This is a genomic window from Microbacterium istanbulense, from assembly GCF_037204145.1.
In the GTDB taxonomy this organism is placed as follows: domain Bacteria; phylum Actinomycetota; class Actinomycetes; order Actinomycetales; family Microbacteriaceae; genus Microbacterium; species Microbacterium istanbulense.
The window spans coordinates 183917-198314 of sequence record NZ_JBBDGN010000004.1 but is presented as its reverse complement, the minus strand read 5'-3'; the positions used below and the strand labels follow the sequence as shown (position 1 = coordinate 198314).

Annotated in this window: 13 protein-coding genes; 4 read left to right on the top strand and 9 right to left on the bottom strand. The window is 67.7% G+C overall.

What is annotated here, in order from left to right:
* Positions 1–41: 41 nt before the first annotated feature.
* The 9 genes from WDU93_RS06630 to WDU93_RS06590 all read right to left on the bottom strand — a co-directional run bounded on the left by WDU93_RS06630 (position 42) and on the right by WDU93_RS06590 (position 10702).
* Entirely contained in the window at positions 42–1004 is a 963-nt protein-coding gene (locus WDU93_RS06630; RefSeq protein ID WP_337318811.1) for a hypothetical protein, read from the bottom strand.
* Positions 1005–1278: 274 nt separating this feature from the next.
* Positions 1279–2385 carry an adenosine deaminase gene (locus tag WDU93_RS06625; RefSeq protein WP_337318809.1) on the bottom strand — a complete coding sequence of 369 codons (1107 nt, stop codon included), beginning with the start codon at positions 2383–2385 and terminating at the stop codon, positions 1279–1281.
* A gap of 17 nt (positions 2386–2402) precedes the next feature.
* Complete coding sequence (locus tag WDU93_RS06620) at positions 2403–3710, bottom strand: thymidine phosphorylase (protein ID WP_337318807.1); 1308 nt, start codon at positions 3708–3710, stop codon at positions 2403–2405.
* A 36-nt stretch (positions 3711–3746) separates the two neighbouring features.
* Positions 3747–4145 carry a cytidine deaminase gene (locus tag WDU93_RS06615; protein WP_337318805.1) on the bottom strand — a complete coding sequence of 133 codons (399 nt, stop codon included), beginning with the start codon at positions 4143–4145 and terminating at the stop codon, positions 3747–3749.
* A gap of 8 nt (positions 4146–4153) precedes the next feature.
* A complete protein-coding gene (locus tag WDU93_RS06610; protein WP_337318803.1) occupies positions 4154–5437 on the bottom strand; it encodes an ABC transporter permease in 1284 nt (427 codons plus the stop codon).
* Positions 5434–6717, bottom strand: a complete 1284-nt coding sequence (locus WDU93_RS06605) for an ABC transporter permease (protein WP_337318801.1) — start codon at positions 6715–6717, stop codon at positions 5434–5436. Before WDU93_RS06605 ends, WDU93_RS06610 begins: the two co-directional genes overlap by 4 nt.
* Positions 6714–8228, bottom strand: coding sequence for an ABC transporter ATP-binding protein (locus WDU93_RS06600; RefSeq protein WP_337318799.1), 1515 nt, complete (start codon positions 8226–8228; stop codon positions 6714–6716). Before WDU93_RS06600 ends, WDU93_RS06605 begins: the two co-directional genes overlap by 4 nt.
* Before the next feature lie 97 nt (positions 8229–8325).
* Complete coding sequence (locus tag WDU93_RS06595; RefSeq protein ID WP_337318797.1) at positions 8326–9423, bottom strand: BMP family lipoprotein; 1098 nt, start codon at positions 9421–9423, stop codon at positions 8326–8328.
* A gap of 163 nt (positions 9424–9586) precedes the next feature.
* Positions 9587–10702 (bottom strand): mannose-1-phosphate guanylyltransferase, encoded by a 1116-nt coding sequence (locus WDU93_RS06590; protein ID WP_337318795.1) that lies wholly within the window; start codon positions 10700–10702, stop codon positions 9587–9589.
* A 148-nt stretch (positions 10703–10850) separates the two neighbouring features.
* Here WDU93_RS06590 and sdhC point away from each other — a divergent pair, with 148 nt between their 5' ends.
* The 4 genes from sdhC to WDU93_RS06570 are packed head-to-tail and all read left to right on the top strand — an operon-like array spanning position 10851 to position 14352.
* Positions 10851–11285 carry a succinate dehydrogenase, cytochrome b556 subunit gene (gene sdhC / locus WDU93_RS06585; protein ID WP_337318793.1) on the top strand — a complete coding sequence of 145 codons (435 nt, stop codon included), beginning with the start codon at positions 10851–10853 and terminating at the stop codon, positions 11283–11285.
* Positions 11285–11713 carry a succinate dehydrogenase hydrophobic membrane anchor subunit gene (locus WDU93_RS06580; RefSeq protein ID WP_337318791.1) on the top strand — a complete coding sequence of 143 codons (429 nt, stop codon included), beginning with the start codon at positions 11285–11287 and terminating at the stop codon, positions 11711–11713. The genes sdhC and WDU93_RS06580 overlap by 1 nt, the downstream gene beginning before the upstream one ends.
* 45 nt (positions 11714–11758) lie before the next feature.
* Positions 11759–13564 carry a succinate dehydrogenase flavoprotein subunit gene (gene sdhA, locus WDU93_RS06575; RefSeq protein WP_337318789.1) on the top strand — a complete coding sequence of 602 codons (1806 nt, stop codon included), beginning with the start codon at positions 11759–11761 and terminating at the stop codon, positions 13562–13564.
* Positions 13564–14352 carry a succinate dehydrogenase iron-sulfur subunit gene (locus tag WDU93_RS06570; protein ID WP_337318787.1) on the top strand — a complete coding sequence of 263 codons (789 nt, stop codon included), beginning with the start codon at positions 13564–13566 and terminating at the stop codon, positions 14350–14352. The genes sdhA and WDU93_RS06570 overlap by 1 nt, the downstream gene beginning before the upstream one ends.
* Positions 14353–14398 lie beyond the last annotated feature (46 nt).

Sequence of the window (14398 nt, the reverse complement as noted above, 5' to 3'; positions counted from 1 at the left end):
ATGCGCCCCAAACCTGGCGTGGGTTGGGTGGTTGGGTGGGGTCACGCCGGAGGGCGGATGCCGAAGGCGCGGAGCCGGGCGGCGAGGGCATCCGGGCTGGCGATGTCGGACCAGCCCCAGCGCACGAAGGCGCACTGCCGGATGCCGCGGATCCAGTCCTCCCGCTGCTTCTCCTCGTCGATCACCTGCCGCGGTGCCCGGCCTCGGAGTATGTCCGGATCGGTGTACTTGATACCGCCGTCGAACTCCCCCAGCCATGCCTCTTCGCCACCGCCGACCGCGAAGTCGACCCAGTAGTCCCGACCATCGGGCGCAGAGACACGTTCTTGCAGCACGATGCGCCGGAAGCCGAGCTCGATCAAGCGGATGCGGCTGATGCTCTCACCCGGCAGATGCGCCCGCCCATCGGCGAAACGCATCACCCGTCGTGCGCGCGAAAAGCCGTGCGCCGACCGCGAGGCGATGGTCAGCACCTCGCGACGGAACTCCTCCGCACGCGCAGGGTGCTCCGGCCCGGGCCGCGCCCCACCGACATGGCGCAGCGCGGCATCCGCAATCACGACGGCCTGCTCGAAGTCGGCGGTTCGCGCAACATCGGCAACGGTGCGCGCGAGGGACGTGACGCGCGAGCCATCGATCTCGATGACCTCGTCGTCGCGCAGGCGCGCACGGTGACGGATCGTCGCGAGGGCGCGACCAGGACGACCCTCCCCCAGGCTGATGTGCAGATGGGTGGGATGCGGACGGAACAGCGGCAGTCCGTGCATCGCAGCTGCGGACTCGTGCGAGATCACGGGCGTTTCCGCGGACGTCAGGGTCAGCGCCCGTGCGCGCGCGATCACGCGCCCCTCCGGCCGTGCTCTGCTCCACTCGCCTTCGTCGGCAAAGACCCCGGGACGCACCCGGACGAGGGCGCCGGCGGCTGCCGCGGAGTGGTACCCCGACGCGCGACGCCGCACGGTGCCGAGGTCATCGGTCGTGAGCAGGGTCGGTATGAAGCGCATCCGCACAGGATGCCGCGCCCGCGGGCATCTGCCGCTGCTGTTTCCCGGCCCGTGTGCACAACTCCCCCGCCCCACCTCCCTGTGCGCAGCGAACGTCCCACCCGGCCCCGCGCCGTCTTCCGGGCCGGATTGCGCCGGGTTTGGGGCGCGGTCTCGCGTTTGGGGCGCCCTGGTGCCGCCCCAAACGCAGGGATCCGCCCCAAACCCGGCAGAGGGTTGTCGGGGTACCGGGGTGGGGCGCCCAGGGGCGGGGACGGACGGGAGAAAGGAGGGGTTAGCGGTCGAAGCCCTCGGCGATGATCTCGACGAGCTCCTCGCGCTCCTCCACGGGGAGGAACGCAGCCGCGGCGGCGTTGAACTGGAACGCCTCGAGGTCGTCGAGGGTGTAGTCGAACGTCGCGGCGAGCTGCGAGAGCTCCTTCGTGAGCGACGTGTCACTCATCGTGCGGTTATCGACGTTGACCGTCACCGAGAATCCCAGCTGGTACAGCAGGTCGAAGGGGTGATCGCCGAGACCCGTGCCCCACGCCTCGATCGCCCCGGTCTGCAGGTTCGATGAGGGCGACAGCTCCAGCGCGATCTCGCGGTCGCGCACCCAGCGGGCGACGGGACCGAGCTGCACCTGCACGTCATCGCCGTTGCGGTCGACGATCAGCAGATCCTCGGCGAGCCGCACACCGTGCCCGAGGCGCAGCGCGCGGCCGTCGAGCAGTGCGGAGCGGATGGAATCGAGCCCGGCGGCCTCACCGGCATGCACGGTCACGGGGAAGAACTGCTCAGCCAGGTAATCGAACGCCGCTCGGTGCGCCGAGGCGGGGAATCCGTCTTCGGGGCCGGCGATGTCGAAACCGACGACGCCCTCGCCGCGCATCGCGACGGCGAGCTTCGCCATCTCGAGCGTGTGGTCGGTGTGGCGCATGCCGCTGATCAGCTGTCCGACTCGGATGCTGCGCCCCGCAGCATCCGCCGCATCGACGCCCTCTTCGATTCCGCGCTGCACGGCCCGTACGGCCTGCTCTGGGCTGAGGCCCGCGGTCAGATGCTGCTCGGGGGCCCAGCGCATCTCGCCGTACACGACACCGTCGGCGGCGAGGTCTTCGACGAACTCCCGGGCGATGCGGGTCAGCGCGCCCTCGCTCTGCATCACGGCGGTGGTCAGTGCGAAGGTCTTCAGGTACTCCACCAGCGAGCCAGAGCCGCACTGGTCGGCGAACCAGCGGCGCAGCCCCGCCGCATCGGATGCCGGAGCGGCGATGCCGAACTCGTCGGCCAGCTCGATGATCGTGCCGGGCCGCACACCGCCGTCGAGGTGGTCGTGCAGCGACACCTTGGGAAGGTCGCGCACAGAGCGCCCCTGCACCGTCACGTCGTTCTTGGCCATGATGCTCCTCCGATCGTTCAGGCGGTGATGCGCTCGCGCACGATGGGACCCGCCGGCACGGCGGTGTCGCCGATCTCCCAGGCGCCCTCCAGCGCCTCCAGCGCACGCGCGAAGCGGGCGTCGTCGTCAGCCGACAGCGTGAACAGCGGCTGTCCGGCACGCACCTCGTCGCCCGGCTTGACAGCAAGGTCGATGCCGGCGGCGAAGATCACCGGATCCTGCGCGCGCGCACGTCCGGCGCCCAGACGCCAGGCGGCGATGCCGAACGGCAGCGCATCCATCCGAGTGATCACGCCATCCGCGGGCGCCGTGACCACATGGGTCTCCTTCGCGACCGGCAGCGGCGCGGTCGGGTCGCCGTCCTGTGCCCGGATCATCGCGTTCCAGCGGTCCATGGCGCGTCCGTCGTCGAGGGCGGCCTCGACATCGGCATCCGGCTGCCCCGACAGCGCGAGCATCTCGCGAGCGAGAGCGATCGTCAGCTCACGCACGTCGGCGGGTCCGCCACCGGCGAGGATCTCGACCGACTCACGTACCTCATTGGCGTTGCCGATCGCCAGGCCCAACGGCACGTTCATGTCGGTGAGCAGCGCGGTCGTCGCGACCCCGGAGTCGGTGCCGAGCGCGACCATGGTGCGGGCGAGCTCGCGCGCACGGTCGATGTCCTGCATGAACGCGCCGTTGCCGACCTTCACGTCGAGCACCAGTGCGTCGGTTCCCTCGGCGATCTTCTTCGACATGATGCTCGACGCGATCAGCGGAATCGCCTCGACCGTTCCGGTGACATCGCGCAGCGCGTAGAGCTTCTTGTCTGCAGGGGCAAGGCCCGAGCCCGCAGCGCAGATGACCGCGCCGACATCGCCCTGCATCTGCGCGAACATCTCCTCGTTCGACAGGGCCGCACGCCACCCGGGAATCGACTCGAGCTTGTCGAGGGTGCCCCCGGTGTGCCCGAGGCCACGACCGGAGAGCTGCGGCACCGCCACACCGAAGACCGCCACCAGCGGCGCCAGCGGCAGCGTGATCTTGTCACCCACGCCCCCGGTGGAGTGCTTGTCGACGGTCTTCTTGCCCAGGCCAGAGAAGTCCATCCGCTCGCCCGAGGCGATCATGGCGTCGGTCAGCACGCGGATCTCGTCACGCTCCATGCCACGCTGGAAGATCGCCATCGCGAACGAGGCCATCTGGGCGTCGGAGACGTAGCCGCGCGTGTAGGCGTCGACCATCCATCGCAGAGCGGGCTCCGGCACCGCTCCGCCATCGCGCTTCGCGCGGATGACGTCGACGGCGTCGAAGGGTTCGATCCGGGTGGGTTCGGCGGTCATCTCAGATACTCCTCTGGCCCTGAACCTGTCGCAGGCTCAACGGGCGTCTTCCAGGTCGCGCGGCCCGAACGCGTCGGGCAGCACCTCATCGATCGTGCGGATGCCGGAGACGGTCTCCAGCAGCATCTCGGGCATGGCGTGTTCGTACAGCAGCTGACGGCAGCGCCCGCAAGGCATGATCGTCTGGCCGTCGTTGTTGACGCAGACGAATGCCACCAGCTGTCCGCCACCGGACATGTGCAGGTCACCGACCAGCGCGCACTCCGCGCAGAGAGTGACACCGTAGGAGGCGTTCTCGACGTTGCATCCGGCGACGATGCGGCCATCGCTGACGAGCGCGGCAGCTCCCACCTTGTAGCGCGAGTACGGCGCGTACGCCTTCGTCATCGCCTCGGTCGCGACCTGACGCAGCTCGTCCCAGTCGATATCGGTCATCGGCCCTCCTAAGACTTGATGTACGGCACGCCGTCGGCCGCGGGCGCCCGCGAGCGTCCAACAAGTCCGGCCACGGCGAAGATCGTCACGACGTACGGCAGCATCAGCATGAACTGGCTGGGCACCGGAGACCCGATGACCGACAGCACACCCTGCAGGTTGGTCGCGAAACCGAACAGCAACGCCGCGAGCGTCGCCTTGATCGGGTCCCACTGGCCGAAGATCACGGCGGCCAGGGCGATGAAGCCCGCCCCGGCGGTCATCTCCTGGTTGAACCGCGGCACCGAGACGAGCGTGTAGAACGCGCCGCCCATACCCGCGACCGCGCCGGCCAGCAGAAGCGCACGGTAGCGCGTGGCCTGCACCTTGATGCCGACGGTGTCCGCGGCCTGCGGGTGCTCGCCCACGGCGCGCAGACGCAGACCCCACCGGGTGCGGTACAGCCCGAACCAGACCAGCGCGACCACGACGTACATCAGGTAGACGATGAACGACTGGCGGAACAGGATCGGTCCGATCACCGGGATCTCGCTCAGCAGCGGGATCGCGATGGTGTTGAACGTCGCGGGGCTGTTCAGCGTCTCTGTGTTCGGGGCGAGCACCTGGCGGAACAGGAAGGTCGTCAGACCGATCACCAGCACGTTCAGCACGACGCCGACGATGACCTGCTCCACGTAGTAGGTGATGGTGAAGAGGCCGAGCACGAGGGCGACCAGCGTGCCGGCGACCATCGCGGCGATCAGACCCGCCCACGGGCTGCCTGCCAGCGAAGATGCGACCGCGGCGCTGAAGGCTCCCGCCAGCAGCTGTGCCTCGATGGCGATGTTCACCACACCTGCACGCTCGCCGATCACGCCGCCCAGGGCTCCGAAGATCAGCGGGGTCGCCAGCGCCAGCGCGCCGCCGAGCAGGCCGATCATCGGCAGCGTCTCGCCCGCAGCGGCCCAGGCCAAGAACCCGAGCAGCAGCGCGGCGACGTACACCACGATCAGCCAGAGCGGGGTGTGTCGGCGCGAGCGCACCAGCCAGACGGCGTACGCCGTCGCCGCGGCCATGATCAGCACTGCGACCCACGCCGTCGCGTTGGCGGGCAGAACGACGTCGGGGATGGCGAAGAAGGCCGCGCCCGAGGTGAGGCGGAACGTCGTGGCGCCCTCACGCGGCGCCAGCAGCGGGAGCAGCGCGATGAGCACGGTGAAGATGCCGAAGATGATCGGCACCTTCCACGACACGACCGTGACCGTGCGGGGCGCGTCGATCTGCGCGTCGGCGGTCGAGACAGCGGCGCTCATGCCGACACCTCCTTCTTCTCTGCGCGCTTCTGCGCACGCTTCGCGGTCCGCGCCGTGTTGCGAGGCTTGCGCCCCGGCTGCGGCAGACCGAACATGGCGCGCACCAGCGGCGGCGCGGCGATGAACAGCACGATGAGCGATTGCACGACCAGCACGATCTCGATCGGGATGCCCTGCGAGGACTGCATCGTGAAGCCACCGGTCTTGAACGCGCCGAACAGGAGACCTGCGGCGAGGATGCCCAGCGGCGAGGAGCGACCGAGCAGCGCGACCGTGATGGCGTCGAAGCCGATGCCGGCGTCGATCGCACCGCCGAAGCCGCTGACCTCGGTTCCGAGGATCTGGCTGATGCCGGCGATACCCACCAGGGCGCCGGCGATGAGCATGACCACGAAGTACATGCGTCCGACGTTGATGCCGGCTACGCGAGCGGCATCCGGGTTCTCACCCACGGCACGGAAGCGGAAGCCGAGCGAGGACCGCTCCAGCAGCCACCACGTGAACGCGACGGCGGCGAGGGCCAGCAGGAAGCCGGCATGCAGCTTGTACTGCGGGCCGAGCAGCTGCGGCAGCTGTGCCGATTCGGGCATCGGCGCCGTCTTGGGGTTGTTCGACCCGTCGGCCTGCAGCAGCCCCTGGGTGGCAAGCATCCAGGCCAGCAGGTAGAAGGCGATGTGGTTGAGCATGATCGTCGTGATCACCTCGTGCGCGCCGGTGCGCGCCTTGAGGAAGCCGGCGATACCCGCCCACAGGGCCGCCGCCGTCATGCCCGCGATGATCGCGGCGATGAGGTGCAGCGGGAACGGCATGTCGAGCTGCGTGGCCACGTATCCGCCGGCAGCGGCCGCCATGAGCATCTGGCCCTGACCACCGATGTTGAACAGACCGGCGCGGAACGCCAGGCCGACGCCGAGGCCGGCCGCGATCAGCGGCGTCGCGAACTTCAACGTCTCGGTGAGGGGACGGATGCCCTTCGCGAAGGTGTCCGCGTTGTAGTTGTAGATCGACCCGCGGAAAAGCGCGGCATAGGCGCCGGTGACGGCCTCCCAGGCGGCGGCGATCGTGTCCATCGGCCGCGAGAAGAAGTATCCGGCGGCCTCCTGCACCTCTTTGTTCGTGGCGGCGATCATGATCGAGCCGACGACCACGGCGATGAAGACGGCGAGCACGACGATGATCGCGTTGCCCGTCGCGACGCGCATCCACGCCTCACGCCACTTCGACGGCGCCGGGACGTCGTTCGTCTGGGTCGCCGGGGTCTGGGTCTGTGCGGCGCTCATGCGCTCTCTCCGTTCGTGACCATACCGGCCATCATCAGACCGAGCTCGTCGCGTGAGGTGTTGCCCGGGACGATGCCAACGATACGTCCGCGGTACATGACAAGGATGCGATCGGCGAGGGCGGCGACCTCGTCGAGCTCGCTGGAGATCACGATCACCGGAACACCGCTATCGCGCGTCTCGACGATGCGCTTGTGGATGAACTCGATCGAGCCGACGTCGACGCCGCGGGTGGGCTGGGCGGCGACGAAGAGTGCCAGGTCGCGGCTGAGCTCGCGCGCGAGGACGACCTTCTGCTGGTTACCGCCCGACAGGCGACCGGCCGGCTGGCTCGGGCCCTGCGTGCGCACGTCGAACTCGGCGATCTTCTCGCGGGCGAACGCGTCGAGTGCGTTGCGGCGGATCGTGCCTGCTGAGACGAAGGGCTCCCCGTGGGAGCGGTCGAGCATGAGGTTCTCGGCGATCGAGAACTCCTTCACGAGCCCATCGACACTGCGGTCTTCCGGCACGTAGCCGACGCCGGCATCGAGGATCTGACGCACGGTGCGGCCGACGAGCTCCTGCCCGTCGAGGCGGATGCTGCCGCGCACGTGATCCTGCAGGCCGATGATCGCCTCGGTAAGCTCCGTCTGGCCGTTGCCCTGCACACCGGCGATGGCGAGCACCTCACCGCCGCGCACCTCGAAGGTGGCGTCGTCGACGAGCACGGTGCCGACGCGGTCGACGACGGTGAGGCCGGAGACGACGAGGCCGTTCTCCTGCAGCTGCGGGGCGTCCTTGTGCACGGTCAGTTCGACGGCACGGCCGACCATGAGCGAGGCGAGTTCCTCGTTGGAGGCGGTCGGGGATGCTTCACCGACGACCTTGCCCAGCCGGATGACGGTGATCCGGTCGGCGACCTCGCGCACCTCGCGCAGCTTGTGAGTGATGAACACGATCGACGTGCCCTGCGACTTGAGCTGGCGCATCGTGGCCATCAGCTCGTCCGTCTCCTGCGGGGTGAGCACGGCGGTGGGCTCGTCGAAGACGAGCACTTTGGCGTCGCGGGAGAGTGCCTTGATGATCTCGACGCGCTGCTGCACGCCGACGGGAAGGTCTTCGATCACGGCATCCGGGTCGACGTCGAAACCGAACCGCTCCGAGATCTCGCGCACCTTCGCGCGAGCGGCGTTCAGGTCGAGGCGACCGCCGAAGGTGGTCTCCTCATGGCCGAGCATGACGTTCTCGGCGACCGTGAAGACGGGGATCAGCATGAAGTGCTGGTGCACCATGCCGATGCCGGCGTTCATCGCGTCGCCGGGGCCGGCGAAATGCTGCACGACGTCATCGAGCAGGATCTCGCCCTCGTCGGCCTGGTAGAGGCCGTAGAGGACGTTCATCAGCGTCGACTTGCCGGCACCGTTCTCGCCGAGAAGGCAGTGGATCTCACCTGCTTCGACGGTGAGATTGATGTGGTCGTTGGCCGTCAGCGCGCCGAACCTCTTTGTGATGTCGCGCAGTTCAAGCTTCATGTTGTCGATCCTATTCAGCAGACCGGTCGGGCCGGGAGGGTCGCCCGGCAGGAAAAACGGGGAGGCCGACGTCAGCCGGCCTCCCCGTTTCAGGGTGTCACTCGCTCAGGTACGAGGTGACGGTCACCTTGCCGTCGATGATGTCCTGCTGCAGCTGCTTGACCTCTTCCTGCAGGCCGGCGTCGACCTTGTCAGCGAAGTTGTGCAGCTCGGCGATGCCGACGCCCTCGTTCTCGAGGGTTCCGACGTAGGCCTCGGGGTCGAACTCGTCGTTGCCGCTGGAGAGCACGGCCTGCTCGACCGAGAGGTCCATGGCCTTGAGCACCGAGGTGAGCACGATGTCGGCGGTGCTCGGGTCGGTCACGAACAGGTCGGCGTCGGCGCCGATGAGGGCGATGTCCTCACCCGACTCCTTGATGGCCTGCTGTGCGGACTGGTAGATCGGGCCACCAACCGGGAAGATCACGTCGACACCCTGGTCGAGGATGTTCACGGCCACCTGCTTGGCGTCCTGGTTGGCCTCGAAGCCACCCGTGAACGAGCCGGTCTTGCCGTCCCAGCCCACGACCTGGACGTCGGTGCCCTTGACCTCGTTGTAGTGGTTCACGCCCTGGAGGAAGCCGTCCATGAAGATCGTCACGGTCGGGAACTCCATGCCACCGAAGGTGCCGACCTTGCCGGTCTCCGAGTAGCCGGCCGACAGGTAACCGGCCAGGAACGCGGCCTGGGCGGTGTCGTACAGCAGCGGCTTGACGTTCTCGGCATCCTTCTCGCCGTTGAAGTCGTTGTCAGCCGCGTCGTCGACGAGGATGAAGTCGACGTCGGGGTTCGCGGTCGCGGCCTCCACGGTGGCCGCCGAGAGGGCGAAGCCGACCGAGACGATGGCGTTGCAGCCCTCGTCGACGAGGTTGGTGATGTTGGGGCCGTACTCGGTCTCGGCGTTGGACTGCACGGGTTTGAGCTCGACACCGAGCTCCTCAGCGGCAGCGGTCGCACCCTCGAACGAGAGCTGGTTGAACGACTTGTCGTCGAAGCCGCCCATATCGGAGACGATGCAGGGCAGGAAGTCGGGGGCTGCTTCGCCGCCTCCGTTTCCACCCGACTCGGTCGGGGCCTGGCCGCAGCCGGCAAGTGCGAAGATCACGCCCGCGGCGACAGTCGCCCCGAGAAGCTTCTTGGTGGTGGAGATGGTCAACTCATGCCTCCCTCAACGAACCCGCGGCCATCGCGGATCGATCAAAGTTACCCAGTGTTGCGGCCAGTTTGCACGCCGCTTCCGGGGGCACCTGGGAATGGTTACCAACCTGAAATCATCGCAACAGATGAGCACGCTAGCGTGCTCATCAGAGCATGTCGCGTCAGAGCACGTCCCCGCGCCCGGTCACCTTCAACGACTCCACCACGCCCTTCACGCGCTGCGCATGCTCAACGGTCGTCACCAGCAGCGCGTCCTCGGTGTCCACGACGACGATGTCCTTCACCCCGACCAGGCTGATCACGCGTGAGGTCTGGCTGACCAGGATGCCGCTGGCGGCATCCGTCAGCACGCGCGCCTTCGGCCCGAGCACCGCAAGGTCGTTCTTGCGGCCGTGGGTGATGAGCTTGGTGAGCGAAGCGAAGTCACCGACGTCATCCCAGTCGAAGTGCCCAGGGATCACCGCGAGCCGGCCGCGTTCGGCCGCGGGTTCCGCGACCGCGTAGTCGATGGCGATCTTCTTCAGCCGGGGCCAGATGCGGTCGACGGCCGGCCCGCGCAGATCACGGTCGTCCCAGGCTGCGGCAAGCTCGACGAGCCCCGCATGCAGCTCGGGCTCGTTCGCGGCGAGCTCTTCGAGCAGCACACTCGCCTTGGCGATGAACATGCCGGCGTTCCACAGGTAGCTGCGGTCGGCGAGATACTCCTTCGCCGTGTCGAGGTCGGGCTTCTCGACGAAGCGCTCCACCAGCGCCGCCTCCGGCGCCCCGTCGACGACAATCTCATCGGCCTTCTTGATGTAGCCGAAGCCGACCGACGGTTCGGTGGGCGGGATGCCGATGGTGACGATGTATCCCTGGCGAGCGACCTGCACGGCCTGCTGGACCGCCCACTCGAACACCTGCGTGCCGCGGATGACGTGGTCGGCGCTGAACGAGCCGATGATGACCTCGGGGTCGCGGCGATGCAGGATCGCGGCGGCCAGCCCGATCGCGGCAGCTGACTCCCGCGGTTCGGACTCGAGGAAGACGTTCGCGTCGGCGATCCCTGGCAGCTCGCCCTCGACGGCGGCGCGGTGCGCGCGGCCGGTGACCACAGCGATGCGGTCGGGGCCGGCGAGCGGCTCAAGGCGATCCCAGGTGTCGCGCAGCAGCGAGTGCCCCGACCCGGTGAGATCGTGCAGGAACTTGGGCGCATCGGCTCGGGAGAGCGGCCAGAGCCGGCTTCCGATACCTCCGGCGGGGATGACGGCGTAGAAGTCCGGAATCACGTGAGCCATGCAGCCAGGGTAATGGCACCCGGCGACGTGACCCGGACTGCTAAGGGTCGCCTTCGTCGCTCCCAGCGTTCAGACAGGAATAGGATGGTTGGGGAATGGGCGTGCCCTGAGGTGTGCCCATGTCATCGCATCGATCAGGGAGGACGACGTGTCCACGAGCACCCGCTTGACACCGTCGATTTCGGAGACGACTTCGAAGACACCGCGCGGAACCCTTTACCGCGGGAACGAAGGAATGTGGTCGTGGGTGCTTCATCGCATCACCGGCGTCGCGATCTTCTTCTTCCTGCTGGTGCACGTGCTCGACACGGCACTCATCCGGGTCTCCCCCGAGGCGTACAACGCGGTCATCGGCACTTACAAGAACCCGATCATGGCGTTCGGTGAGGTCGTCCTGGTCGCCGGCATCGTCTACCACGCCATGAACGGCCTGCGCATCATCCTCGTCGACTTCTGGTCGAAGGGCGCGAAGTACCAGCGTCAGCTGTTCTGGGTGGTCATCGGCGTCTGGGTCGTGCTCGTCGGCGGCTTCACGTTCCGCCACCTCTCGCTCGCATTCGCCGGATTCGGAGGAGGCCACTGATGTCCGCTGAGACACTCGCACCCGCCCGTCGCCGCAGCGGCGTCAACCTCGAGAAGTGGGGTTGGGTCTTCATGCGCGTATCGGGGGTCGTCCTCGTCGTGCTGATCTTCGGCCACCTGATCAGCAATCTGCTGGTCGGCGACGGCATCCACGCCCTCGACTTCGCCTTCATCGCCGGCAAGTTCGCCACCCCGTTCTGGCAGTGGTGGGACGTGCTGATGCTGTGGCTCGCCCTGATCCACGGCGCCAACGGCATGCGCACGATCGTCAACGACTACGTCATCAACCCCCGCGCCCGCAAGGCGCTGGTCTGGGCGATCGGCCTCGCCGCGGCCCTGCTGATCGTCCTCGGCACCCTCGTGGTGTTCACCTTCGACCCCTGCCTCGGCTTCGAGCCGGGTGGCGCACTGGACGAGGTGTGCAGCTGAGCTGCGCGGGCACCGCCATCGAGGACTGAGAAGAGAGCAAGAGAAGTGACCACGCAGACCCACGAGTCCGTCGTCCGCGACGGCATCCACTACCACGAGTTCGACATCGTCATCGTCGGTGCCGGCGGCGCCGGAATGCGCGCCGCGATCGAGGCGGGCCCCGGCGCCCGCACCGCCGTGATCACCAAGCTCTACCCCACCCGCTCGCACACCGGTGCAGCCCAGGGCGGTATGGCTGCCGCACTGGCCAACGTCGAAGAGGACAGCTGGGAGTGGCACACGTTCGACACGGTCAAGGGTGGTGACTACTTGGTTGACCAGGATGCCGCCGAGATCCTCGCCAAAGAGGCGATCGACGCCGTCATCGATCTCGAGAACATGGGTCTGCCGTTCAACCGCACCCCGGACGGCAAGATCGACCAGCGTCGGTTCGGCGGCCACACCGCAGAGCACGGCAAGACGCCGGTGCGCCGCGCGTGCTACGCCGCCGACCGCACGGGCCACATGATCCTGCAGACGCTGTTCCAGAACTGCGTCAAGCTCGGCATCAACTTCTTCAACGAGTACTACGTGCTCGACCTCATCACCGTGAAGGACGACGAGGGCAACACCCAGGTCGCTGGCGTCGTGGCCTACGACCTCGCCACCGGCGAACTGCACGTCTTCCACTCCAAGGCCGTCATCTTCGCCACCGGTGGCTTCGGCAAGATCTTCAAGACCACCTCCAACGCCCACACCCTCACCGGTGATGGCGTCGGCATCGTGTGGCGAAAGGGGCTGCCGCTGGAGGACCTGGAGTTCTTCCAGTTCCACCCGACCGGCCTCGCCGGCCTCGGCATCCTGCTCACCGAGGGCGCCCGCGGTGAGGGCGCCATCCTGCGCAACGCCTCGGGCGAGCGCTTCATGGAGCGCTACGCCCCCACCATCAAGGACCTCGCTCCGCGTGACATCGTCGCCCGCTGCATGGTGCAGGAGGTCGCGGAGGGCCGCGGCGCCGGTCCGCACAAGGACTACGTGCTGCTGGACTGCACGCACCTGGGCGCCGAGGTTCTCGAGACCAAGCTGCCCGACATCACCGAGTTCGCCCGCACCTACCTGGGCGTCGACCCCGTCGTCGAGCCCGTGCCGGTGATGCCGACCGCGCACTACGCGATGGGTGGCATCCCGACCAACAACGCCGGTGAGGTGCTCGCCGACAACACCACTGTCGTTCCCGGCCTGTACGCCGCGGGCGAGTGCGCCTGCGTCTCGGTGCACGGCGCCAACCGTCTGGGCACCAACTCGCTGCTCGACATCAACGTCTTCGGCAAGCGCGCCGGCCGCAACGCGGTCGAGTACGTCAAGACCGCCGAGTTCGTGCCGCTGCCCGAGAACCCCGCCGCGTTCGTGCGCGACATGGTCGAGGGCCTGCGCAACAACCAGGGCACCGAGCGGATCGCCGTGCTGCGCAAGAAGCTGCAGGACGAGATGGACAAGGGCGCGCAGGTGTTCCGCACCGAGGATTCGCTGCAGCACGTGCTCGGTGTGATCGAGGAGCTCCGCGAGCGCTACAAGAACGTGCACGTCGACGACAAGGGTCAGCGGTTCAACACCGACCTGCTCGAGGCCGTCGAGCTGGGCTTCCTGCTCGACATCGCCGAGGTCGTCGTCTATGCCGCGCAGAACCGCAAGGAGAGCCGCGGCGGCCACATGCGCGATGACTACCCCAAGCGTGACGACGAGAACTTCATGCAGCACACGATGGCCTACCTGGTCGGCGACCCGCACTCGTCGGATGCCGCGGATCACATCAAGCTCGACTGGAAGCCCGTCGTCGTGACCAACTACCAGCCGATGGAGAGGAAGTACTGATGTCCACTGCGCTCGTGGATCCGGAGTTCGCCGCTGAGGCAGAGGCCGTCGATGCGGCCGCAGACAGCGGGGTGCAGTCCTTCCTCGTCACCTTCAACATCCGCCGCTTCGACCCCGAGGTCGACAGCGAGCCGCGCTGGGTCGACTACGACGTCGAGCTGTACGCCACCGACCGTGTGCTCGACGCGCTGCACAAGATCAAGTGGGAGGTCGACGGCTCGCTGAGCTTCCGCCGCTCGTGCGCGCACGGCATCTGCGGTTCGGATGCCATGCGCATCAACGGCCGCAACCGCCTGGCCTGCAAGACGCTGATCAAGGACCTCGACATCTCGAAGCCGATCTACGTCGAGGCCATCAAGGGTCTGCCGCTGGAGAAGGACCTCATCGTCGACATGGAGCCGTTCTTCGCCTCCTACCGCGAGGTGCAGCCCTTCCTCATCGCGAACTCCAAGCCGGAGAAGGGCAAGGAGCGCATCCAGTCGATCGTCGACCGCGAGGTCTTCGACGACACCACCAAGTGCATCCTGTGTGCTGCGTGCACCTCGTCGTGCCCCGTCTTCTGGACCGACGGACAGTACTTCGGACCGGCCGCGATCGTGAACGCGCACCGCTTCATCTTCGACTCGCGCGACGATGCCGCCGACGTGCGCCTCGACATCCTCAACGACAAGGAAGGCGTATGGCGCTGCCGCACGACCTTCAACTGCACCGAGGCATGCCCGCGCGGCATCGAGGTCACCAAGGCCATCGCCGAGGTCAAGCAGGCCGTCCTCGCCGGTCGCCGCTGAACGGCATCCGGCGCCCCTCCGATCGCCCCGACGTCTCCCCTCACCC